Source organism: Aureimonas sp. AU22 (genome assembly GCF_001463745.1).
Classification (GTDB): Bacteria; Pseudomonadota; Alphaproteobacteria; order Rhizobiales; family Rhizobiaceae; genus Aureimonas.
Map to the genome: position 1 here is coordinate 37,179 of NZ_BBWJ01000021.1, position 22,530 is coordinate 59,708.

The window sequence follows — 22,530 nt, forward strand, 5'->3', positions numbered from 1 at the left end:
AGCCTCAGGCGATCATGTAGCCGCCGTCCACGGGCATGGACAGGCCGTGGACCATGGCGGCGGCATCCGACAGGAGGAAGAGGATGACCTCCGCGATGTCGTCGGGTTCGGCGAAGCGGCCGAGCGGGATGCGCGCGAGCATGCCGGCCGCCTTGTCGGGGTCGCTCCAGGCCTTCACGGCCATCGGCGTCAGCGTCACGGTCGGATGAAGCCCGTTGACGCGGATACCGTGGGGCCCGAGTTCCTTGGCCATGACGCGGGTGAGGCCGTCGAGCCCGGCCTTGGAGGCGCAGTAGGCCGCATGGTCGGGGATGCCGACGAAGGAGGCGCAGCTCGACACGTTGACGATGGCGCCGGTGCGCCCCGACCCCACCATGTCGCGCGCGTATTCCTGTGCCACGATCATCGGCGCGCGGGTGTTGACGGCATGGAGGAGGTCGAAGTTCTCGACCGAGACGTCGAGGAAGGATTCGAGCTCGGTGGCGCCGGCGCAGTTGACGAGGAAGTCGGCGGGCAGGGCGGCCCTCGCCGCCGCGCGGGTCGCCTCGGCGTCGGCGAGATCGACTACGATGGCTTGCGCGCCGGTCTCGGCGCTCAGGGTTTCGAGGTCGGCGGCCGAGCGGGTCAGGGCGACGACATGGGCGCCGCGCCTTGCCAGCATGAGCGCGGTGGCGCGCCCAATGCCCTTGCCGGCGCCTGTGACGACGACGCGCTTGCCCGAGAAATCCATGGCCGCGCTCACAGTCGCCGCCCGGTCTCGCGGTCGAAGAGGTGGACGCGGCGCGTGTCGATCACGAAGGAGACCTCCTCGCCGGGCTGCGCGCCGATGCGGTCCTTGACCACGGCGTCGAGCGAATCGGTGCCGACCTTGGCGAAGACCTGCGTTTCCGATCCCGTCGGCTCCAGCACCGAGACGCGCGCCGGCACGCCGCCGGGGCCGATCGCGATGTGCTCGGGCCGGATGCCGTAGGTGACGGTGCGGCCGGGCTCCACTCGGGCGTCGCCGAGCGGCAGGCGCGCCCCGCCGTCGGCGGCGAAGACGGCGCCGCCCGGCCCGGCCTCGATGCGGCCGTGGACGAAGTTCATGGCGGGCGAGCCGATGAAGCCGGCGACGAAGGTGTTGACCGGGTTGTCGTAGAGGTCGAGCGGCGCGCCGATCTGCTCGACGCGGCCGTCGCGCATCACGACGATCTTGTCGGCCATGGTCATCGCCTCGATCTGGTCGTGCGTGACGTAGACGATCGTGGTCTTCAGGCGCTGGTGCAGCTCCTTGATCTCGACGCGCATGGCGACGCGCAGCTTGGCGTCGAGGTTGGAGAGCGGCTCGTCGAACAGGAAGACCTGCGGATCGCGCACGATGGCGCGGCCCATGGCGACGCGCTGGCGCTGGCCGCCCGACAGCTCCTTCGGATAGCGGTCGAGATACTTTTCCAGATCGAGGATCGAGGCGGCCTTGCGCACCTTCTGCTCGATCTCGGACTTCGGCGCGCCCTTGATCTTGAGCGCGAAGCCCATGTTCTCGGCCACCGTCTTGTGCGGATAGAGCGCGTAGGACTGGAACACCATGGCGATGTCGCGGTCTTTCGGGGCTACGTCGTTGACGACGCGCCCGCCGATCGAGATCGTGCCGCCGGAAATGGGCTCCAGCCCCGCGATCATGCGCAGCAGCGTGGACTTGCCGCAGCCCGACGGGCCGACCAGCACCACGAACTGCCCGTCGCCGACATCGACGTCGACCCCGTGCATGACCTGGACGTTGCCATAGCGCTTGACGACGTTCTGGATGGTGACCTGTGCCATGGGGAACCTTGCGAAAACGGGGGACGCGAAAGGCGGGGGCGAGGCCCCTCAGCCCTTCCAGATGATCAGCGCGCCTAGAGCGATCGCGATGACGTGGCAGACGGTGAGCGGGATCGACTGCTCGAGGAAGCGCATCCAGAGAAGCTCCAGCGCGACGAAGAGGTAGATCCCGATGAAGAGCCGGTCGAACCAGTTGGTGGCGATCGGCAGGAAGCCGTGCCGCTCCGGGGCGGGCTTGGCGGAGGCTTCCTCGTCGGCGGCGTCGAGGTCGACGGTCTTGTCCATGGCGTTACTCCTTCACCGCGCCGAAGGTGAGGCCCGCCACGATGTGGCGCTGCACGACGGCGAAGACGACAAGGGCTGGAATGAGGGTGATGATGGCGATCGAGGCCATCGTGCCCCATTCGGTGCCGGTGGTGGTGACGTATTCCGACAGGCCTGTGGTGATGGTGCGCGCGTTGAAGCTCGTGAGCGTGGCGGCCAGCAGGAACTCGTTCCAGGCGAAGACCCAGGTGAGGATCAGCGTGACGGCGAGCCCCGGGCGCGCGAGCGGGAAGATCACCTCGCGGATCACCTGCCAGGTCGAGGCGCCGTCGACGGTGGCGGCCTCGTCGAGTTCCTTCGGCAGCCCGTCGATCGTGGGGCGGAGCGTCCAGATCGCGAACGGCAGGTTGAAGGTGCAGTAGAGGAGGATCATGCCGATCCGCGTGTCGTAGAGCTTGAAGTCGCCGATCGCGAAGACCTGCGTGAACAGGAGGAAGAACGGCAGGAGGAACACGGCCGCCGGCGCCATGCGGTTGGTGATCGTCCAGAAGAAGATGTTCTCCTTGCCGCCTAGGTCGTAGCGCGACAGCGCGTAGCAGGCCATGAAGGCGAGCGTGGTGCATAGAACCGCGTTGCCGGACGAGATGATGATCGAGTTGATCATGTAGCGGCGCAGCGTCTCGTTGGTGAGGACGTTGGCGTAGTTGTCCCAGAACAGGGTGTCGAGGATGATGCTCGGCGTCGTGAAGAGGTCCACCGCCGGCTTCACCGAGATCACGAAGAGCCAGTAGATCGGAAACAGCGTCAGGAAGGAGAGCGCGATCCAGAGAAGGATGCTGAAGGCAGGCCGGGACTGGCGCATCAAAACGTCCTCTTCTTCCGGGTTCTGGGGGCGACGAGGGCGACGTAGAGGATCCAGCACATGACGAGCGTGAGGTAGAGGACGATCACCGAGATCGCCGAGCCGTAGCCGTAGTCGGTCTTCGGGAAGACGACCTTCCAGATGTGGAGGCCGATGTAGCGGGTGGCGGCGCCAGGCCCGCCGCCGGTCAGCATCCACACCTCGTCCACGGTGCGCAGCGCGTCCATCAGGCGAATGAAGACGGTGGCGAGGATCGCCGGGCGGATCATCGGCAGGGTGATGTGCCAGAACACCTGCCAGCGGCTGGCGCCGTCGATCTGCGCCTGTTCGAAGGGCTCTTTGGGCAGCGACGCGAGGGCGGCGAGCAGCGTCAGCGTGACGAGCGGCGTCCAGTGCCAGATGTCCATGATGACGGTGAGGATGAAGGCGGCGTTGGCGTCGCGGCCGATGTTCAGCTCGTAGCCGAACCAGGCGTTGAGATAATAGGGGATGATGCCGATCGAGGGCGTGGTGAGAAGGCGCCAGACCGAACCGACGACGATCGGGGCGACGATCAGCGGCAGCGTGTGGATCGTGCGGAAGAAGCCGCGCCCAGGAAACTCCTTCATGAAGAGCTGGGCGAGGAGGTAGCCGATGATGACTTCCGAGGCGACCGCGAAGAAGGCGAACTTCAGCGTGTACCAGATGGCCGTGAGGAACGCTTTATCGAAGACGAGGCGGCGGAAGTTGTTGGCGCCGTTGAAGATCATGTCCGGGCTGGCGCCGAACGGGTTCCACTGGTGGAACGCGACGTAGAGCACGTAGACGAACGGCACGATGCCGAAGGTCGCCAGGATCAGGATCGTCGGGGCGAGAAGCAGCCAGCCGACCTTGTTGGAACGCATGGAACCATCCTCTCGAGGGGCTCGCGGTCGAGGATCCGGGCAAGGGGAAGGGCGCACGCGATGGGCGCGCGGCGGCCCGCAGAAGGGCGCCCTGCTCGGTCGCGGTCGCTCCGGGGCGCTGGGAAGGTCGGCCCCGGAGGAAGGCTTGAGCGAAGCCGCCGGCGATGCCGGCGGCCCTTGCCATGCGGCCTACTTGCGGTAGCCGAGGCTGGTCAGTTCCTCTTCGGTCGCAGCGGCCATCTCGTCGAGGCCTTCGTCCGGTCCGACCTCGCCGGTCAGGATGCGGTAGAAGATCGGGGCGACGGTCTCGCGGACCTGGGCGTGGAACGGATACTTCGGAGCGCCGGCGAAGAGCTTTCCGTCGTTCTTCAGCATCGTGTAGTAGCCGCCGAGCGTCGTATCCATCTCCTTCACCTTCGGGTCGTCGTAGGTGGCGGTGTTGGTGATGCGCGGCGCGGCGACGGCCCAGTCGGGCTGCACCGAGTTCTGGCCGATATACTGCAGGAAGAGGAGGGCGGCCTCCTGGTTCTTGGCGGTGACGGGCACGCCGAAGGCGCCGCCGTCGTAGTAGCCGATATAGCCCTTGCCCGATTCCGCGTCGGCCATCACGCCGTCCGACAGGGGCGGCAGGGCGATGCCGACCTTGCCGACCACCTTGGACTTCGACTGGTCGGACGCGATCCAGGCGGCGTTCTCGCCGTAGACCAACCCTTGCGCCGCGCGGCCGGCCGCAAAGGTCGTGGCGACCTCGGACCAGGTGCTGGCGGCAGACTCAGGGGGCGCGATGTCGCGCAGGTGCAGGAAGTACTTCAGCGCGGCCTTGGCCTTGTCGCTGTTCATCGTGCCGCCGTGCTCGACGGTGGCGCCGTAGTTGTCGTCGGCGTTGATGCCCCAGTTGTAGACGCCGAAGGTCGGCGCGACGGACTCGACGTATTCGTACCAGGAGGCGGGGTGGCCGGTATGGGCCTGGGAGGTCGTGCCCCAGAGCTGCTCGCCCTTCTCCTTGCCCCATTCGGTGAAGAACTCGGCAATCTGGGTGTAGTCCTCGTGCGTCTTGGCGGGAGCGAGGTCCTTGCCGGTCTTGGCCTTGAAGGCTTCCTTGACCGCCGGATCGTCGAAGAGGTCCTTTCGGTAGAGGTAGACCTTGATGAAGGCCTCCATCGGCACGCCGAACAGGTCGTTGTTCGTGCCGCGGAAATAGTCGGCGAAGGTGGTGAAGTTCTTTTCGTCGAACTCGGGCGCCTTCAGCTCGGGCTTGTCGGCGAGCGTCTTGGTGATGTCGGTCAGGAAGTTGCGCTGCAGGTAGGCGTAGACGATGTCCTGCTCGATATAGACCATGTCATAGATGCCGGTCTTGGCCTCCATGTCCTTGATGGCCTTGTCGTACATCTGGTCCCAGGATGTGGTCTCCAGCTCGACCTTGATGCCGGTCTTCTCCTCGAACTCCTTGGCCAGGACGTCCTTGACGTAGTTCGAGGGCGGCGTGCTCTCGGTCACGCCGTGCAGCGTCACGCCCTTGAACTTGGCGCCCGCGTCGGACCAGAAGTCCGCGTGCGCGGCCGACAGGCCGCCGATGAGGCCGATCGTCAGAGCGATCAGGCTCGTACCCAACTTGCGCTTCATGTTTCGTCTTCCTCCCGAAGGCCCGCCTTGCCGGCGGATCGTTGGTCCCACCCTTGTCGTGCCGGGCGGTTACTCCTCTGGAAAAGCCGGGTCCTCCTTGCCGGTCGAGCCGGACGAAAGGGGCCGTGCCTTCATGCGTAGCTCATCACGGCGGTGTGCACAACATTTGTTGCGCAGTCTGTCAAATTATGTTGCGACCACCGCAAGAAAAGCTGCGACCCGATACAATCACCGCACTCGCTGCGATGACGACACGTCCGATCGTGCAAGCAAATGGAGTTGCGTTGCAAAAGAAAGCTCTTGCGATGCAGCAAGATGGTCGGGTTGACAAATCGGCGGACGAGCGGTTTTTGTTGCGCAATCCAACAATAAAGGGGGGAGCGATGAAGCGTCTGGGGATCCATTCGTTCGTCTGGACAGGCGGCGGCACGCAGGACGAACTGGAGCGCGCGCTCGATCGCTCCGCCGAATGCGGCTACCGGCTGATCGAGTTCGCCTATCTTCGCCCGGAGAAGTTCGACCTCGACCGCCTGGGGCAGAAGGCCCGCTCGCTCGACATCGAGATCGCGGTCACCATGGGGCTGCCCCTGTCGGCCGACGTGTCGAGCACCGACGAGGCGAGCGTGAAGGCCGGCGAGGCGCTCTTGGCCGATGCCGTGCGTGCGGTGCGCGACGTCGGCGGCAAGACACTGGGCGGCATTCTCTATTCCGCCCACACGAAATACGGCGCGATGCCGACCGATCGCGGCCGCAAGAACGCCGTCGCCGCCATCGCCAGGACCGCCGACGTCGCGCGCGAGGCCGGCGTCGATCTCGTGCTCGAGATCGTCAATCGCTTCGAGACCAATCTCCTCAACACCACCGCGCAGGGGCTCGAGTTCATCGCGCAGACGGGCTCGGACCACGTCCGGCTGCATCTCGACACGTTCCACATGAACATCGAGGAGGCGAACCCGGCCGCCGCGCTCCGGCTCGCCGGCGACAAGCTCGGCTACTTCCACATCGGCGAGAGCAATCGCGGCTATCTCGGCGACGGCGTGATCGACTTCGAGCTGATCTTCGATGCGCTGCTCGACATCGACTACAACAGGAACATCACCTTCGAGTCGTTCTCCAGCGCCGTGGTGGACGAGGCGCTGTCGCTCGCCTGCGCCATCTGGCGCGATACCTGGACGGACAACATGCCGCTCGCCCAACATGCCAAGCGCTTCATCGAGCTGAAGCAGGACGAGGCCAAGCGTCGGCGCGCCACCGTCGCGCGGCCCTGAGGACGCGGCATCCGGAGCATCTCCCCCGTGTCGCACGCCGCCTCCCTCGATCCCGCGCCCCGCCGTGTCCGGCAGGGCAGCGAGATGGCCGCGCTGCGCGCCCTGCACCGGTTCGGACGCCTGAGCCGCGCGGATCTGGCGCGCGTTCTCGGGCTCAACCGGTCCTCCTCCGGCCACATCGTCGCCGCGCTCACCGCCGACGGCCTCGTGCGCGAGGTGGAAGGCGGCGGCGAGGGGGGCGCACGCACGGGGCGAAGCCGGGCGGGGCGGCCGGGCATCCTCCTGGAGCTCCAGCCCGACGCCGTCTTCTTTGCCGGCGTCGAGATCGGCGTCGAGCACATCAGCTTTGTCGCGATCGACCTGTCCGCGGCGATCATCGCCACCCGCGTCGAGGCCTTCGATGCGCCCGCCGCCGGGCTGGAGGCGGCCTTCGAGACCGCGGCGCGTCTCGCGACCGAAGCACTGCCGCGGGACGGCTGGGCACGCTGCGAGGGGTTCGGGATCGCGATCCCCGCGCAGATGGAACGGACGGGCCGCGTGCGGGTCGCGCCGCTTCTCGGCTGGCGCGACGTGCATCCCGCCGCACTGATGCGCGCCCATATCCCGTCCACCGTTCCCGTCGTCGCCGAGAACGACGCCAACGCCTTCGCGATCGGCGACGCTTACGGACGCGACGCGGCGCGGCCGGGCGTCACGCTGGCCCTGGTGCTGGAATCGGGCGTCGGCGGCGGCATCCTCGTGGACGGTGCTCTGTTTCGCGGCGGTCACGGGCTGGCGGGCGAGATCGGCCATCTCCTGGTGCCGGGCGAGGACGGCGCCCTCAGCCGCCTGGAAGAACTCGTGGGCCTCGAAGGGGTGCTGGCCGCCTATCGCGGCATCGCGCCCGAAGGGGCGGCGACGCTGGACGGCTTCCTCGGCGAGGTGAAGGACCGCGCGCCCGGCGCTGTCGCCATCGCGGAAGGATGGGCGCGCGCGCTCGCCTTCGGCCTGGCGCAGGGGTGCCGGCTGGTGGACCCCGACCAGATCGTCCTCGGCGGGTCGCTCGCCGCTCTCTATCCGCTCGTCGGTGCCCGCGTCGCGGCGCACTGGGCGCGCATCCAGGACGCCGGCTTCCCGCTGCCCGGCATCGTGGTCAACGCCAATCCCACATTCGGCGCCGCCTTCGGTGCCGCCTGCATCCTGCACCAGCGCTTCCTGGCGACGGATGCCGAACCCACCAACGCCTGACGGAAGGATACGCCAGCATGCAGGACCGGTTTCGACTGGATGGAAAGGTCGCCCTTGTCACCGGCGGCAACCGCGGCATCGGGCTCGCCATCGCCAGGGCGTTCGGCGAGGCGGGCGCCCGTCTCCTCATCACCGCCCGGCGCGACAACCCCGAGGGCGAAGCGGAACTGAGGGCGGCGGGCGTCGAGTTCGACGTCGCCCGGGGCGACGTGCGCGATCCCGAGATGCCGTCGCGAACGGTGGCCCAAGCGATCGAGCGGTTCGGCGGGATCGACGTCCTCGTCAACAATGCCGGCGTCGCCTCGCACGGGGACACCGAAGGCTTCGACGACGAGCGGCTGGAACTGATCCTGTCCACCAACGTCGCCTCCGTCTTCCGCTTCGCGCGCGCCGCGCTGCCGCATCTGCGGAAGGCCGGCGAGGGCGTGATCCTCAATGTCGGCTCGGTCTCGGGCTTCATCTCCAACATTCCGCAGCAACAGGCCGCCTACAACGCCTCCAAGGCCGCGGTGCACATGCTGACCAAGAGTCTGGCCAGCGAGTTCGCGCCGGAAGGCATCCGCGTCAACGCGGTGGCCCCCGGCTACATCGATACCGACATGACGCGCGGCGGCTTCGAGAACCCGGACTGGGACCCGGTCTGGCGACGCATGACGCCGATGGGGCGCTACGGCAGGCCGGAGGAGGTGGCGGCCTGCGCGCTGTTCCTCTGCTCGTCGGCGGCAAGCTACGTCACCGGCGCCGTCCTGCCCGTCGACGGCGGCTATCTCACGCGCTGAACGGCGCGTCACGCGCTGAACGGCGCGCCGCGCCTGAACACCATTCAACAATCCAACGGGGGGAAACCGACATGACAGAGAAACTGGCCGGAAAGGTCGCTGCCGTCACCGGCGGCGCGTCGGGGATCGGACTCGAGTGCGCCCGCATCATGCTGGCGAACGGCGCGCGCGTCTTCATCGTCGACAACAACGACGAGCGGCTCGAAAAGGCGGTGGCGGATCTCGGGACCGGCGCGAGCGCCCTGAAGGTGGACATCACGGACGCTGCCAGCAGCGACACGATGCTGCCGCGCATTCTGGAGGAGGCCGGCCAGCTCGACATCTTCCACGCCAATGCCGGCTCCTACATTGGCGGCGACCTCGTGGACGGGAACGCGGACGCCTTCGACCGGATGCTGAACCTCAACGTCAACGCTGTGTTCCGGGGCGTGCACGCTGTCCTGCCGCACATGATCGGGCGCGGCACGGGCGACGTGATCGTGACGAGCTCGGTCGCAGGCCATCAGGCGATCCCCTGGGAGCCCGTCTACACCGCCTCCAAACATGCGGTTCAGGCCTTCACCCATGCCGTGCGTCGGCAGGTGGCCAAGCACGGCGTGCGCGTCGGCGCCATCGCGCCGGGCCCGGTGGTGACGCCGCTCGTCCAGGACTGGCCGGCCGAGAACCTGAAGCGCGCCATCGAGAACGGCGCGCTGTTCCAGCCCGTCGAGGTCGCCGAGGCCGTGCTCTTCATGCTGACGCGCCCGCGCAACACGGTGGTGCGCGACCTCGTCCTCCTGCCGCAGAACTTCGACATCTGAGCCGAACCGTTTCCGCTTGAAACCGACAAGCCGAGCCGCCATGTCGCGGCTCGGCTTTTTCCATTCGAGGGATACGCAATGACGGCGGAAACGCTTGCCGGCGAAAAGACGCAGAGCTTCGAGGCGGATGTCGCCCGCCTCCTGCACCTCATGGTGCATTCGGTCTATTCGGACAAGGACGTGTTCCTGCGCGAGCTCGTCTCCAACGCCGCCGACGCCTGCGAGAAGCTGCGCTTCGAGGCGATCGCGAGCCCCGAGCTCCTGAGCGAGGGCGGTGAGCCGTTGATCACCCTGACGCTCGACGAGGGCGCACGCACGCTGACCGTCGCCGACAACGGCATCGGCATGAGCGAAGCCGAGATGGTGGAGGCGTTGGGTACCATCGCGCGCTCCGGCACGCGCGCCTTCATGGAGCGGATGACCGACAGCGCCAAGGGCGGCGAAAGCCGGCTCATCGGCCAGTTCGGCGTCGGCTTCTATTCCGCCTTCATGGTGGCGGACCGCGTCGACGTCGTGTCGCGCCGGGCCGGTGGCGAGACCGCGGCCCGCTGGAGCTCCGACGGGCTCGGCACCTACACGGTGGGCACGGCCGATCCGGCGGAGGCGCCCGTGCGCGGCACCCGCGTCACCCTGCATCTGAAGGAAGACGCCGGCACCTATCTCGATCCGCACGCGCTGGAGCGCACCGTGCGCGCCCAGTCCGGCCACGTGCCGGTGCCGATCGAGCTGAAAGCCGCGCCGGACGCGGAGGCCAAGCGCATCGCGGACGGCGCCGCGCTCTGGACCAGGCCGAAGTCGGAGATCGCGACCGAGGAGTATGCCGACGCCTATCGCACGCTGGCCGGCCAGTTCGACGACCCCGCGCTGACGCTGCACTACCGCGCGGAAGGCCTGCACGAATACACGGTTCTCGCCTTCGTGCCGGGCTCCAAGCCCTTCGACCTCTTCGACCCCGATCGCGCCGGCCGCATGAAGCTCTATGTCCGGCGCGTCTTCATCACAGATGAGACGGATATCCTGCCGCGCTGGCTGCGTTTCGTGCGCGGCCTCGTCGATTCCGCCGATCTGCCGCTCAACGTCTCGCGCGAGATGATCCAGGAAAGCCGGGTGCTCGCGGCGATCCGCAAGGGCGTCACCAACCGCGTCCTGTCGGAGATGGCCAAGCTCGCCGAGAACCAGCCGGAAACCTACGCCTCGGTCTGGGAGAATTTCGGTGCGGTCCTGAAGGAGGGCCTCTACGAGGACGAGGACCGCCGCGCCGCCCTTCTCGGCCTCGCCCGCTTCCGCACCACGACCGCGGGCGCGGCGCTGCGCAGCCTGAAGGACTATGTTGCCGACATGAAGGAGGGGCAGGCGGCGATCTACTACGCCGTCGGCGCGGACGCCGAGCGGCTGCGGGCCTCGCCCCAACTCGAGGGCTTTGCCGCGCGCGGTCTCGAAGTGCTGCTCCTCACCGACCAGGTGGACGGGTTCTGGACGTCCCAGATCCCCGAATTCGACGGCAAGCCGCTGCGCTCGGTCACGCAAGGGCTCGCCGATCTCGGCGCCGTTCCCCTGGCCGACGGGGCGGAGGCGCCGTCCGCCGAGACCGAGCCGGCGGTCGAGACCTTCATCGCCTATCTCCGGGAGACGCTGGGGGCGGAGGTCTCGGACGTGCGCGCCAGCGATCGGCTGACGGACAGCGCCGTCTGCCTCGTCGCACCCGATCGCGGCGTCGACCGCGAGCTGGAGCGCCTTCTGGCGAGTGCCGGGCGCCTGGGCGGCACAGCCTCCAAGCCCGTCCTCGAGGTCAACCCGCGCCACGACCTCGTGGCTCGCCTGGCGAAGCTCGATGCCGGCGACGCCGCGCTGCGCGAGGACGCCGCGCGGCTGCTTCTGGACGAGGCGCGCGTGTCGGACGGGGAAGCGCCGAGCGATCCGCGTGCCTTCGCCGGGCGCCTCGGGCGCGTCCTCGCGCGCGCTCTGGGGTGATCGGTCGGCCGGAGGCCTACCGGCAGGCGAGGGCGGCGGCTTCGCGCGCCGCCCGCTGCTGAAGGATCCGGATGCGCCCGGCCAGCATCTCGAACTCCAGCCGGATCGCCGCGTCGCCGGCACCGCCCGCGCGCACGCCGCCGGTGATCGGTGCCTCCGAACCGGACGCGTCGGCCCGGGACGCCGGAGCGGATGGGGCGCGCGGGGCGCCGGTGCGGAAGCTGACCATGAACCGAACTTTCGAAAGGGGTCGATGACCGAGCCCTAGCGCCGGGGGCTTGGCCTTGCCTGACCAGTCCGGTCGAGCGCCCCGCGGCGAAGGGCCGGCGTTCCCGCTCCTTCGCCCGGCGCCCGCCGAAATGCGGCAGCGGGGAGGGGCGGCTTCCCGCCGTCCGGGCCGCGATCCGTCCTCCGCCGGGTCGCGGCCTCGGAACGTCGTGTCCCGCGCATCGTCACGGGGCACGAGCCGATACGGCATCCGCCCGAAATGCTCTAGGATGCACGCCTTCCTTCCGCTTCTTCGAGGTGCCCCTTGCTCTTCGGTCTCTTCGTGCTTCTCGCCTGCCAACTGGCCGGCGAGACGGTGGTCCGGCTCCTCGGCCTCGCCCTGCCGGGCCCGGTGCTCGGCATCCTGTTCCTGCTCGGCGTTCTCGCCGTCACTGAACGCCGGCGCACCCGCTCCGTGGCCGGTTCGGACCGCCCGGTGGGCCAGGCGGCCGATGGGCTTCTCGCCCATCTCGGCCTCCTGTTCGTGCCGGCCGGGGTCGGCGTCGCGCAGTCGCCCGAGCTTCTCCTTTCGAACGGACCGGGGGTCCTCGCGGCGCTCGTGCTGTCGACGGTTGCGACGCTTCTCGTCACCGTCGGCGTCTTCCGCCTCGTGCGTCGCTCGCGCGGCGGGGACGCGCGATGACGGGCGGCGCATCCTTCTTCGAGCTCTGGGTCTACCTGTCGGCGAGCCCGCTTCTCTGGCTGACCCTCACGATCGGCGTCTTTCTCCTCGCCCGGCGCATCGCGCAGGCGAGCGGAAACCATCCGCTGGTCAACCCGATCCTCCTGTCGATCACGGTGCTGGTCCTTCTCCTGTGGGGGACCGGCACGCCCTACGCCACGTTCTTCGCCGGTGCGCAGTTCGTCCATTTCATGCTGGGGCCCGCGACCGTCGCCCTGGCGGTGCCGCTCTGGCGCAACCGGGCGCTGGTGGGGTCGATGCTGGCACCGGTGCTCCTGGCGCTGCCGGCGGGCGCGCTGACGGCGGTCGTCTCCGCGGTCGGGCTCGGATCCGTGTTCGGGGTGCCGGAGCCGCTTCTCCTCGCGCTCGCGCCGAAATCCGTCACGGCCGGCATCGCCATGGGCATCGCCGGGGAGATCGGCGGCGATCCGGCGCTCACCGCCGTCTTCGTGATCGCCACCGGCATCATCGGCGCGATCCTGGTCACGCCCCTGATGAACGCGCTCGGTATCCGCGACTACGCCGCGCGCGGCTTTGCGGCGGGTCTCGCCTCGCACGGCATCGGCACCGCCCGTGCCTTCCAGGTCGACGGGGTGGCCGGCACCTTCGCCGGCCTCGCGATGGCGCTGAACGGGCTCCTGACCGCGCTCCTTGTGCCAGTCGTGGTCGGCTTCCTCCGCTGAAGCATTTCCAGGCAAAGCGGCCACGCTTTGCCGCGGGACCATGCGACAACATCCATGCGCTGACCTCGTCAGCCCAGCCGCTCCAGGCTGAACTCGGTGGCCGCGTGCGGACGCAGCGGCAGGCGCTGGGCATAGAGGCGCGAGGGCGCGTCCTCGCGCAAGGCGACGGCGGCGTCCGGCCGGCCGATCCGCTGGCGGATCAGGTCTTCGGCCTCCGCCCAGTCGCTCGCCAGCACCGCGAAGAGCCGGGTGCCGTGCCGGGGTTCGCGGTCGCGCGCTTCCGGCTCCGCCGCACCGATGAACAGGGATAGGGGTTCGCTCATCTCGCCTCCGTTTCCCGGGAAGGATGGGACATTGTTGGACGGCTGACAGCCATGCCGGGGCACGGCGTCCTGAACTTAACCTAGTTAATGGACGAATCTCGCCCAATCCATTCCGAAGAGCCGGTTCCGGAGGAATGGTTCTTGGCCCTGTATCTCATCCGCAAACTACAGAACTTCGCCATCTTCTCCGACGAGGAGCGATCGGCTCTGCAGGACCTCGCCAGCCGCAGGCAGCGCCTCCTGAACGGCCGCGACGACGTGATCGCGCAAGGCGAGCGCCCCGGCTTCGTCAACCTGGTGCTCGAGGGGTTCGCCTGCCGCTACAAGATCCTGCCCGACGGCCGGCGGCAGATCCTCTCCTTCTTCATCCCCGGCGACCTTTGCGACCTCCACAGCGACGTCCTGCATGTGATGGACCATTCGATCGGCGCCATCTCGCCGTTGCGCATCGCGCAGATCGCGCCGGACGAGATCGATGCGGTGACGACGCAGCTGCCGCGCCTGCGCCGGGCCTTCTGGTGGAACGAGCTGGTGGGCGAGGCGACGACGCGCGAGTGGCTGACCAATATCGGCCAGCGCACCGGCACCGAGCGCGTCGCCCATCTCCTGTGCGAGACCTTCGTGCGCATGCGCGCGATCGGCCTCGTCGACGGGACCGGCGCCTGCCCCTTTCCCATCACCCAGGCCGACCTGTCGGACGCGCTCGGCATCTCGATCGTCCACACCAACCGGATGCTCCAGGACCTGCGCGCCGAGGGGCTGATCGTGCTGAAGGGCCGCACGCTGCAGGTCGACGACCTCGGCGCTCTCATGCGCCTGGCCAATTTCGACCCGAGCTACCTCCATCTCCGCTCGAACGTGGGCGAGGAGACGGGCGGACAGCCGGAGCTGGACAGGGAGACCACGTCCTGAGCCCCGGCCGGCGCCGGATCGGGGCGCTTTCTCAGGCCGGCGGCGCCGTCAGGGGAATGCCCTCCGAGCGGAAGCGCTGGAGAAGCGTGAACAGAAGGGTGCTGCGCGTGCCGTAGACCTGGCGCGGGCCGCCCACGAAGGCGAAGGACTTGAACGTCACCTTGCCCTCGTCGATCCCGTCGATGAAGATGGACGGGGCGGGATCGGCCAGCACCGCCTCGTGGCCCGCGAAGGTCTCGAGGATCGCGCTGCGCACGGCGGCGACGTCCGCATCGATCGGCACGGAGAAGACGATCTGGATGCGCCCGAGCGGGTCGGCCAGCGTCATGTTGCGGATCGACTTCGTCACCAGCTCGGAATTGGGCACGATCAGGGTCGAGCGGTCGGCGATCTGAATCTCGGTGGAGCGCACGCTGATGCGCTTCACGTCGCCCTCGTCGGAGCCGATGCGCACGGTGTCGCCGATCTTCACCGGGCGCTCGGCCAGAAGGATCAGTCCCGACACGAAGTTCTGCGTGATCGCCTGGAGGCCGAAGCCGATACCGACCGACAGGGCCGAGACCACGAGCGCGATGCGCTCGACGCCGATGCCGAGCGTGGTGATCGCCCAGAAGCCGGCGAGGAGGATGCCGGCATAGGTGACGATCGTGGAGACCGAGTTGCGCGCGCCCGGATCGAGGTCGGTCGCCGGCAGGTATCGCTCCTCCAGCCAGTGACGCACGACGCGCATCAGGCCGAGGCCCACCGCCAGCACCACCGCGGCCTTGAGGATCGCGCCGGGCACGATGGTGAAGCCGCCGATCTGGATCTCGGCCGAGGAGCCGATCTGGTAGAAGAGCGAACTCGCGCCCGGACCGAGCGGTCCCGACAGGAGCAGCGCCGCCCAGACGAGGATCGCGATGCGCAGGAGCGCCGACAGGAGCACGCCGAGCTGGCCGACCTGCGTGCGGCGAAGGCCGAGGCCCACGTGGAGCGAGCGCCCGAGCCGGCTGTCGCCCGACAGGAACGTGGTGCAGAGATCGTCCACCACGACGAGAAGCAGGAAGGCGCTGGCCGAGACCACGGCCGTCCAGATCACCTGCCGCGTCAGGAACAGGGCGAGGTTCACATAGCCCTGGAGCGCGGCGACGAGCGCGGCGACGACGCAGCCCCAGGCCAGGAGCGTCGCGAGCGTCACCAGCGTCGTGCGCGCGCTCGGCTGGCGGTTGGCGGTATCGGGATGCGAGCGCCGGATCCGGCCGAGCGTGAGGAGAACCGCGACGATCAGCGCGCCATAGGCGAAGGCGACGACGTAGTTGATGACGATGGCGGCCGGCTGGCTGACGCCGACCGCCCGGCCGCCCTCCACGAGGAGAACGCCGCCGAAGGTGAGGACGGCGGCCAGCGTCGGAAAGGGCCACAGCCGCTTCACCGCCGTCTCGTCGAGCGGCAGGAGGCGCCATGACGGCTGGCCGACGAGAAGAAGGCCCGCGCCCAGCGACAGGACGAAGGCCCCGAGCGCGCCGGTCTGGGCAAGGCTCTCGGCCAGCGGGCGGACGATGGGGGTCAGCACACCGGACCAGCTGAGGCCGTAGAAGAAGATCGTCACGCCCAGCGCCGCGGTGAGCGTTCCCACCACCACGAACCAGAGCGCCAGGGCGGAGCGCCGCGCGCGCGTGCTCGGCACCTGCTCGGACGCGATGCGGCGGCCGAACTCGCGAAGGCGGCGGCGCAGCGGCAGGGCGAGGAGAAGCGCGAGCGCCAGCGATCCCGCGACCGTCGCCGTGCGCGCGGCGGTGCCCGTCTTCGGGATCTGGTTGCGCCAGTCGCGCGCGAAGTCGCCGGCCCTTGCGCCGTCGTCCGCCAGACGGTTTGCGACCTGGGTCCAGAGGAGGGGCGACAGCGGCGATGCCACCTGCTTGAACGTGTCGCGGCTGAAGGCCTCGTTGATCTCGCGGATCATCCGGTCGATCGTTTCCTTGGCGTCGGCCGCCACCAGCCGCCCGCGCTTGATCGCCGAATCGATATCGGCGCGCTGCTGGCCGAGGGCGTCGCGCTGCGCCTTGACGTCGGGCGCCTCTGTGTCGCTCGCCTCGCCGAGCTCGGCGATGCGCGCATCGATCGCGGCCAGCTGCGGCTCGAGGAGGCCGACCGCCTCGTTGGCGGCCGCGCCCACCGCCATCGCGCGGTCGCGAAGGTCCGCCTTCGCGTCGACGCCGACGTCCCCGTCGGCCGACTGGCGGATCACGGCGAGATCGCTCGCCTGCGCATCGACGGCGGCGATGGCGGGCGCCGCCGCGTTGCCGTCCTGGGCCGCGGCCGGGAGCGTCCCCGTGACGCACAGGAGAAGAAGAGCGAGACAGGCGAGCCGCCCGCGGATCGATCGCATCATGGTCGTATGGCCATCGGCGCCGGAAACGCCGCCCCTCGGGAGTTGCGCCTCTCGGGGGCTGCCCCCTGTCTGCAAGGCCCCTGGCGCGGAACGCGGTCTCACCCGATCCGATGGGCCGAAATGTGGCTGTCTCGCATGATTTGCCGCCCGCCGCCCGCTCGACAAACGGCAGGGGCGCGCCACATGCCGCCCCATGGACCGCGACGAAGACATCCTTTGGCTGCGCGACGAGCTGACCCGCCGCTTCGACCTCGTGCTCCGGCCTTCCGCCGGCGAGATTGATCGTTTCCGCGACGAAGCCGTGCGACTGGCCACGCTGGTCGGCGACCGCGAGGCCGCCGAACTCGCGGCCGCGCGCCAGGTCTTCCTGATGCAGACCGGGGCGGCACGCGATGGGCGGGTGACGGACCTGCGCAGCGCGGCCTGACGACGTCCCGATCGCCTGGGTCAGTCGTGGTGGTGCCCCGCACGCCCCGCCGATGTCGCTCCGCCGTCCGGGATCAGCACCAGTTCGCCGTGCCGAACCGATCGCTCGGCGATCACGTGGTCGGCGAAATGGCGCACCGCGCCGACCTCGCCCTTGAGCACCGACACCTCCATGCAGGTCCCGTGATCGAGATGCACATGGAGGCTGGAGACCGACAGGTCGTGGTGGTCGTGATGGGCGTTGGTCAGCCGGCGCGACAGGTCGCGCGCGGCGTGATCGTAGACATAGACGAGCGCGGCGACGCATGTTCCCTCGCCCTTCTCGACCCGGGCGCGCGACAGGCCGGCGCGGGCGAGGTCCCGGATCGCCTCCGACCGGTTCGCATAGCCCCGCTCGGCCATGATCGCGTCGATGTCGGCCATCAGGTCGTCGTCGAGCGTCACCGTCACGCGCTGCATGGAAGGCTCCTCCGGATGCATGGGTCCGCGCCTTCCTAACCCAAGCGACCGGCCTTCGCGACCATGTGGCAATGAGTATGACGAATTCCGATAGACCTCATACTGACCCTCGCCTAGTGTCGCGCCGATTCGGAACCGGAGCGGCGAGGGGCCAAGGGTGATCGAAAGCTTTGCACGAGGGAGCCTTGCGCTCCTGTGGCTCGCCACGCCGGTCGCGGCAGCGCCCCAGACCGCGCCCAAGACCGATCTCGTGCTGGCCATCGGCGGCGAACCGGAGACCGGCTTCGATCCGCTCTTCGGCTGGGGCGCCTACGGCCATCCCCTGTTCCAGTCGACGCTCCTGAAGCGCGGTCCCGACCTGGAGACGCAGGGCGATCTCGCGACGCGCTGGACCTTGTCCGAGGACCGCCTCACCTGGCGCATCACGATCCGGACCGACGCCGTTTTCTCCGACGGCACGAAGCTCACCGCGCGCGATGTCGCCTTCACCTACCACAAGGGCCGCGAGACCGCCGGCGCGCTCGACCTTTCGGTGCTCGAACGCGCCGAGGCGCTCGACGACGAGACGCTCGAGATCCGTCTGAAGAAGCCCTGGATCACCTTCACCGAGACCTTCTTCACGCTCGGCATCGTGCCGGCCGCGTCCTATGGCGCCGACTACGCGCGCCATCCCGTCGGCTCCGGCCCCTATCGCCTCCTGTCCTGGCGCGCGGGCGAGCAGCTCATCGTGGAGCGCAATCCCGACTATTACGGGACGAAGCCGGCCTTCGGTCGCGTCACCTTCCTGTTCACCGGCGACGACGCGGGACTGGCGGCGGCGCGCGCCGGCGCGGTGGACATGGTCTCGGTGCCCGCACCGCTCGCCGACGCGGTGCCGGAGGGCTTTCGCGCCCTGCCCGTGAAGACGGTCGACAATCGCGGCCTCAGCCTGCCCTTCCCGCCGGACGAGGGGCGCACCGCACCGGACGGCGGGCGGATCGGCAGCGCCGTCACCTCGGATCCCGCGATCCGGCATGCGATCAATCTCGGGCTCGACCGGCAGGCCGTGGTGGACGTCGCGCTGCACGGCCACGGGACGCCGGCCTTCGGCCCCGCCGACGGCCTGCCCTGGGCGGGCGAGGGAGACCATGCGGCGTTCGATCTCCAGGCCGCGCGCGGGCTTCTGGACGAGGCGGGGTGGGTGCCGGGCGAAGGCGGCGTGCGCGCCAGGGACGGCGTGCGGGCGGCGTTCCCAATCAACTACCCCGCCGCCGACGCGACGCGCCAGGCGCTCGCCGAGACCGTCGCCGAACTCCTGCGCCCCCTGGGGATCGAGGCCACCCCCAAGGGCTCGTCCTGGGACGCCATCGAACGCGTGATGCATGCCGAGCCGGTGATCTTCGGCTTCGGCAGCCACTCGCCCTACCAGCTCTACAGCATCTACGCTTCGGCGCTGGGCGGGGTGGAGTACCAGAACCCGACCTTCTACGCGAACGCCGCCGTCGACGGGCTTTTCGCGAAAGCGCAAGGGGCGCCGAGCCTCGAGGCTTCCTATCCCTCCTGGCGCGAGGCTGCCTTCGACCGGCGGACGGGCTACGGCACGAAGGGCGACGCCGCCTGGGCCTGGCTCGTCAATCTCGACCACGTGTATTTCGTCGACCGCTGCCTCGACGTCGGGCGCCCGCAGATCGAGCCGCATGGCCACGGCTGGCCGATCACGGCCTCGATCGCCAGCTGGACCTGGACGTGCGACTGACGGCGCGCCTCGCGCTGGGGCTGGCACGGCTCCTCCTCCTCCTTCTGTTCGTCGCGCTCGTCGCCTTCGCCCTCGTGCGGCTGTCGCCGGTGGATCCCGTCGCCGCCTATCTCGGACCCGGCATCGCGCGGCTGTCTCCCGAGCAGCGCGCGGCGATCGAGGTGGCCTGGGGGCTCGACCGGCCGACCGCCGTCCAGTTCGGCCGCTGGCTCGGGCATACGCTGTCGGGGGACCTCGGCTGGAGCACCAGCCACAACGCGCCCGTGGCGAGCGTCATCGCCGAGCGGGGTGGGGCGACGCTGCGCCTCGCCTTGCCGGCGCTCGTGCTGTCCGGGCTCCTCGGCTTCGCGCTCGGCCTCGTGTCGGGCGCGCGGGAGGGCTCGATGCTGGATCGCGCGGTGCGCTTCTATGCCTATCTCCTCGCCGCGACGCCGACCTTCTGGTTGGGCGTCGTCGCGCTCACCGTCTTCTCGGTGCAGCTCGGCTGGGCGCCGCTCTGCTGCTCCGGCCCGATCGGCGTGACGCCGGATGCGGTGACGCTCGCGCAGACGCTCGCCCATCTCGCCCTGCCGCTCACCGTCCTCACGCTGTTCGGCGTCGCGCAGGTGGCGCTCCACACCCGCGCCAAGGTGGCGGAGGCCATGGCGTCCGACCACGCGCTCTTCGCCTTCGCGCAAGGCGCGACCCGCGCCGACGTCGCGCTCCATCATGCGGCGCGCGCCGCGCTGCTGCCGGCCCTCACCATCGTCTGCGCCTCGTTCGGTGAAATCCTGGGTGGAGCGGTCCTCGCCGAGCAGGTCTTCGCCTATCCCGGCCTCGGCCGCGCCACCGTCGAGGCGGGCGTGCGCGGCGACGTGCCGCTGCTTCTCGCCCTCACCCTCCTCGCCGCGACCCTCGTCGCCAGCGGCAACCTCCTCGCCGATCTTCTCTATCCCCACATCGACCCGCGCCTTCGCGGCGCAGGCGGGCGCGCATGAGCGCCCTTCTGGACGGGACGCCCGCCAGATCCTGGCCGGGACGCATCCGTGCGAAGCGCCGCCCGTCGCCGGTCTGGCTCGCCCTCGTTCCGATCCTCGCCGCCGCCTTCGCGCCCTTCCTCCTCGGTCGAGCCGGCCTCGACCCGGACCTGTCCGCCCGGCTGCTGCCACCGATCGCCGCGCATCCCTTCGGCACCGACGCGCTCGGGCGCGACATGCTGGCCCGCACGCTCCAGGGCCTCGCGGTGAGCCTGCGGATCGGGCTCCTCGCCGCCGGCGTCTCGGCCGCGATCGCGCTTCTCCTGGCGCTCGCGTCCACACTGTCGCGCGCCGCGGATGCCGCCGTCTCCTTTCTCGTCGACGCCGCGCTCAGCCTGCCGCATCTCGTCGCCCTCATCCTGATCGCCTTCGCGCTCGGCGGCGGGGCGCAGGCCGTGGCGGCGGCCGTGGCGCTCACCCACTGGCCGCGCCTTGCCCGCATCCTGCGGGCCGAGCTCCTGGCGGTCCTCCGGAGCGACTACGTCGCGGCCTCGCGCCGGTTCGGACGCTCCCGCCTCTTCGTCGCCGGCGCCCATGTCCTGCCCCATCTCCTGCCGCAACTCGGGGTCGGACTGGTGCTCCTGTTTCCGCACGCGATCCTGCACGAGGCGGCACTGACCTTTCTCGGCTTCGGGCTGGAGCCCTCCAAACCCGCGATCGGCGTGCTTCTCGCCGACGCGATGCGAACCTTGAGCGCCGGACGCTGGTGGCTCGCCGTATTTCCGGGACTTGCCCTTCTCGCGCTCGCCTTGTGTTTCGAGACGGTCGGCGGAGCGCTGCGCCGCCGGCTCGACCCGCGGGGCGCGGCGTGAGCCCGCTCCTGTCGATCTGCGACCTAACCGTCGGCTTCGCGCCGCGGGGCGGGCAGGAGCCGGCCGGCGCGGTGCTGCGCGCGCTGGCGCTCGAGCTCGATCGCGGCGAGGTCCTGGCGCTGGTTGGAACCTCGGGCGCGGGCAAGAGCCTTCTCGCCCATGCGATCCTCGGCCTTCTGCCGCCCGACGCCGCCGTGTCCGGCGACATCCGTTTCGAGGGGCGGAGCCTCGACGCCCGCACTCTGCCCGCCCTGCGCGGCCGGCGCATCGCGCTGGTGCCGCAGTCGGTCACCCATCTCGACCCCCTGATGCCCGTCGGCGCGCAGGTCCGGCGCGCCGCGCGCCGCGCCGGTGCGGCGGACCCCGGCGCGGCGGGCTTCGAAAGGTTCGGCCTCGACCCCGCCTGGCGCGACGCCCATCCGCATGCCTTGTCCGGCGGCATGGCGCGGCGCGTCCTGGCTCTGGCGGCGCTCGCCGGCGAGCCCGACCTCGTGATCGCCGACGAGCCGACCGACCACCTCGATCCCGCGAGCGCCGCGATCGTTCTCCGGACGCTGGCCGGCATTGCCGGCCGCGGCGGCGGTGTGCTTCTCGTGACCCACGATCTCGTCGCCGTGCTGCCCTTCGCCACCCGCGTCGCCCTGGTGCGGGACGGACGCCTCGAGGGGCTGGAGCCGGCGTCGGCCTTCACAGGGGCGGGCGAGGGGATCGCCAGCGCCTACGGGCGCGCCCTCTGGCGGGCGCTGCCGCAGAACGGCTTCGGCGCCGATGCTTGAGGCGATCGGCTTGCGGCATGCCTATGCGCCGGGGGTGGCGGCCCTGCGGGCGGTGTCGCTCTTCGTCGCGCCGGGCGAGGTGGTCGGCCTGTCGGGCCGCTCGGGGATCGGCAAGACGACGCTGGGACGGCTTCTGGCCGGACGCCTGCGACCCGAGGCCGGCGTCGTCCGCCTCGACGGCTCAGGCTTGCCCGAGCTCGGGTTCTGCCCCGTCCAGTATTGCGCGCAGCACCCCGTTCTCGACATGAACCCGCGCTGGCGCATCGCGCGCGTTCTTCGCGAGGCCGGCGCACCGGACCCGGCCTTGGCCGAGCGGCTCGGGCTCGATCCGGCTTGGGGGTCGCGCTATCCGCACGAACTCTCAGGAGGACAACTGCAGCGCGTCGCGCTCGCGCGCGCCCTCCAGCCCCGAACGCGCTTCCTCGTCGCGGATGAAATCTCCGCCCCGCTCGACGCGGTGGCGCAGGCCGCCATCTGGCGCCTTCTCCTGCAGCTTAGCGCGGAGCGCAATCTCGGGATCCTCGCGATCAGTCACGACGCGGCGCTGCTCGACCGTGTCGCCACGCGCCGGCTCGTTCTGGAAGGCTGAC

Annotated in this window: 24 protein-coding genes; 14 read left to right on the top strand and 10 right to left on the bottom strand. The window is 69.8% G+C overall.

The annotated features are described in order from the left end of the window. Nucleotides 1-4 precede the first annotated feature (4 nt). The 6 genes from AUL34_RS08150 to AUL34_RS08175 all read right to left on the bottom strand — a co-directional run bounded on the left by AUL34_RS08150 (nt 5) and on the right by AUL34_RS08175 (nt 5,433). A complete protein-coding gene (locus AUL34_RS08150) occupies nt 5-730 on the bottom strand; it encodes an SDR family oxidoreductase (RefSeq protein ID WP_061933062.1) in 726 nt (241 codons plus the stop codon). 8 nt (nt 731-738) lie between these two features. Continuing rightward, nucleotides 739-1,800 carry an ABC transporter ATP-binding protein gene (locus AUL34_RS08155; protein ID WP_061933064.1) on the bottom strand — a complete coding sequence of 354 codons (1,062 nt, stop codon included), beginning with the start codon at nt 1,798-1,800 and terminating at the stop codon, nt 739-741. A gap of 48 nt (nt 1,801-1,848) precedes the next feature. Next, a complete protein-coding gene (locus AUL34_RS08160) occupies nt 1,849-2,085 on the bottom strand; it encodes a DUF2160 family membrane protein (RefSeq protein ID WP_061933066.1) in 237 nt (78 codons plus the stop codon). Nucleotides 2,086-2,089: 4 nt separating this feature from the next. After that, nucleotides 2,090-2,926, bottom strand: coding sequence for a carbohydrate ABC transporter permease (locus AUL34_RS08165; protein WP_061933068.1), 837 nt, complete (start codon nt 2,924-2,926; stop codon nt 2,090-2,092). Then, on the bottom strand, nt 2,926-3,810 hold the full coding sequence (locus tag AUL34_RS08170) for a carbohydrate ABC transporter permease (protein WP_061933070.1): 885 nt from the start codon (nt 3,808-3,810) through the stop codon (nt 2,926-2,928). The genes AUL34_RS08165 and AUL34_RS08170 overlap by 1 nt, the downstream gene beginning before the upstream one ends. A 189-nt stretch (nt 3,811-3,999) precedes the next feature. Further along, a complete protein-coding gene (locus AUL34_RS08175) occupies nt 4,000-5,433 on the bottom strand; it encodes an ABC transporter substrate-binding protein (RefSeq protein WP_061933072.1) in 1,434 nt (477 codons plus the stop codon). Between the two features lie 383 nt (nt 5,434-5,816). Here AUL34_RS08175 and AUL34_RS08180 point away from each other — a divergent pair, with 383 nt between their 5' ends. From AUL34_RS08180 to htpG, 5 genes are all read left to right on the top strand, one after another. Then, nucleotides 5,817-6,701, top strand: coding sequence for a sugar phosphate isomerase/epimerase (locus tag AUL34_RS08180; protein ID WP_061933074.1), 885 nt, complete (start codon nt 5,817-5,819; stop codon nt 6,699-6,701). Nucleotides 6,702-6,728: 27 nt separating this feature from the next. Next, nucleotides 6,729-7,928: an ROK family transcriptional regulator gene (locus AUL34_RS08185; protein WP_061933076.1), complete on the top strand. Its 1,200-nt coding sequence runs from the start codon at nt 6,729-6,731 to the stop codon at nt 7,926-7,928. Nucleotides 7,929-7,945: 17 nt separating this feature from the next. Continuing rightward, nucleotides 7,946-8,707: an SDR family NAD(P)-dependent oxidoreductase gene (locus tag AUL34_RS08190; RefSeq protein WP_061933078.1), complete on the top strand. Its 762-nt coding sequence runs from the start codon at nt 7,946-7,948 to the stop codon at nt 8,705-8,707. A gap of 71 nt (nt 8,708-8,778) precedes the next feature. Further along, a complete protein-coding gene (locus AUL34_RS08195; RefSeq protein WP_061933080.1) occupies nt 8,779-9,507 on the top strand; it encodes an SDR family oxidoreductase in 729 nt (242 codons plus the stop codon). Nucleotides 9,508-9,585: 78 nt separating this feature from the next. After that, a complete protein-coding gene (htpG, locus tag AUL34_RS08200) occupies nt 9,586-11,478 on the top strand; it encodes a molecular chaperone HtpG (protein ID WP_061933082.1) in 1,893 nt (630 codons plus the stop codon). Between the two features lie 16 nt (nt 11,479-11,494). On the opposite strand, the gene AUL34_RS08205 is transcribed toward htpG, so the two are convergent. Further along, nucleotides 11,495-11,707, bottom strand: coding sequence for a hypothetical protein (locus AUL34_RS08205; protein WP_061933084.1), 213 nt, complete (start codon nt 11,705-11,707; stop codon nt 11,495-11,497). 303 nt (nt 11,708-12,010) lie between these two features. Here AUL34_RS08205 and AUL34_RS08210 point away from each other — a divergent pair, with 303 nt between their 5' ends. Both AUL34_RS08210 and AUL34_RS08215 read left to right on the top strand, forming a co-directional pair. After that, a complete protein-coding gene (locus AUL34_RS08210; RefSeq protein ID WP_061933086.1) occupies nt 12,011-12,388 on the top strand; it encodes a CidA/LrgA family protein in 378 nt (125 codons plus the stop codon). Then, a complete protein-coding gene (locus tag AUL34_RS08215) occupies nt 12,385-13,110 on the top strand; it encodes an LrgB family protein (protein WP_061933088.1) in 726 nt (241 codons plus the stop codon). Before AUL34_RS08210 ends, AUL34_RS08215 begins: the two co-directional genes overlap by 4 nt. Nucleotides 13,111-13,178: 68 nt before the next feature. Here the strand turns inward: AUL34_RS08215 and AUL34_RS08220 are convergent, their stop codons facing one another. Continuing rightward, nucleotides 13,179-13,433 (bottom strand): hypothetical protein, encoded by a 255-nt coding sequence (locus tag AUL34_RS08220; RefSeq protein ID WP_061933090.1) that lies wholly within the window; start codon nt 13,431-13,433, stop codon nt 13,179-13,181. A 141-nt stretch (nt 13,434-13,574) separates the two neighbouring features. On the opposite strand from AUL34_RS08220, the gene AUL34_RS08225 reads away from it, so the two are divergent. Beyond that, nucleotides 13,575-14,345 carry a Crp/Fnr family transcriptional regulator gene (locus AUL34_RS08225; protein WP_061933127.1) on the top strand — a complete coding sequence of 257 codons (771 nt, stop codon included), beginning with the start codon at nt 13,575-13,577 and terminating at the stop codon, nt 14,343-14,345. Between the two features lie 31 nt (nt 14,346-14,376). Here the strand turns inward: AUL34_RS08225 and AUL34_RS08230 are convergent, their stop codons facing one another. Beyond that, on the bottom strand, nt 14,377-16,716 hold the full coding sequence (locus tag AUL34_RS08230; protein ID WP_061933092.1) for a DUF3772 domain-containing protein: 2,340 nt from the start codon (nt 16,714-16,716) through the stop codon (nt 14,377-14,379). Nucleotides 16,717-16,909: 193 nt separating this feature from the next. On the opposite strand from AUL34_RS08230, the gene AUL34_RS22195 reads away from it, so the two are divergent. Continuing rightward, nucleotides 16,910-17,143 (top strand): hypothetical protein, encoded by a 234-nt coding sequence (locus tag AUL34_RS22195; RefSeq protein WP_061933094.1) that lies wholly within the window; start codon nt 16,910-16,912, stop codon nt 17,141-17,143. A gap of 20 nt (nt 17,144-17,163) precedes the next feature. Here AUL34_RS22195 and nikR read toward each other — a convergent pair whose 3' ends face one another. After that, complete coding sequence (gene nikR / locus AUL34_RS08240; RefSeq protein WP_061933129.1) at nt 17,164-17,601, bottom strand: nickel-responsive transcriptional regulator NikR; 438 nt, start codon at nt 17,599-17,601, stop codon at nt 17,164-17,166. Nucleotides 17,602-17,758: 157 nt separating this feature from the next. Between nikR and AUL34_RS08245 the strand changes: the two genes are divergently transcribed. The 5 genes from AUL34_RS08245 to AUL34_RS08265 are packed head-to-tail and all read left to right on the top strand — an operon-like array spanning nt 17,759 to nt 22,529. Then, nucleotides 17,759-19,336: an ABC transporter substrate-binding protein gene (locus tag AUL34_RS08245; protein ID WP_244492488.1), complete on the top strand. Its 1,578-nt coding sequence runs from the start codon at nt 17,759-17,761 to the stop codon at nt 19,334-19,336. Beyond that, the gene (locus AUL34_RS08250; RefSeq protein WP_061933096.1) at nt 19,327-20,313 is read left to right on the top strand and encodes an ABC transporter permease; all 987 of its coding nucleotides are present in this window, start codon (nt 19,327-19,329) and stop codon (nt 20,311-20,313) included. Before AUL34_RS08245 ends, AUL34_RS08250 begins: the two co-directional genes overlap by 10 nt. Beyond that, nucleotides 20,310-21,164: an ABC transporter permease gene (locus AUL34_RS08255; RefSeq protein ID WP_061933098.1), complete on the top strand. Its 855-nt coding sequence runs from the start codon at nt 20,310-20,312 to the stop codon at nt 21,162-21,164. The genes AUL34_RS08250 and AUL34_RS08255 overlap by 4 nt, the downstream gene beginning before the upstream one ends. After that, nucleotides 21,161-21,940, top strand: coding sequence for an ATP-binding cassette domain-containing protein (locus AUL34_RS08260; RefSeq protein WP_061933100.1), 780 nt, complete (start codon nt 21,161-21,163; stop codon nt 21,938-21,940). The genes AUL34_RS08255 and AUL34_RS08260 overlap by 4 nt, the downstream gene beginning before the upstream one ends. Next, nucleotides 21,933-22,529: an ABC transporter ATP-binding protein gene (locus AUL34_RS08265; RefSeq protein ID WP_061933103.1), complete on the top strand. Its 597-nt coding sequence runs from the start codon at nt 21,933-21,935 to the stop codon at nt 22,527-22,529. Before AUL34_RS08260 ends, AUL34_RS08265 begins: the two co-directional genes overlap by 8 nt. The last annotated feature ends 1 nt before the right edge of the window (nt 22,530 follow it).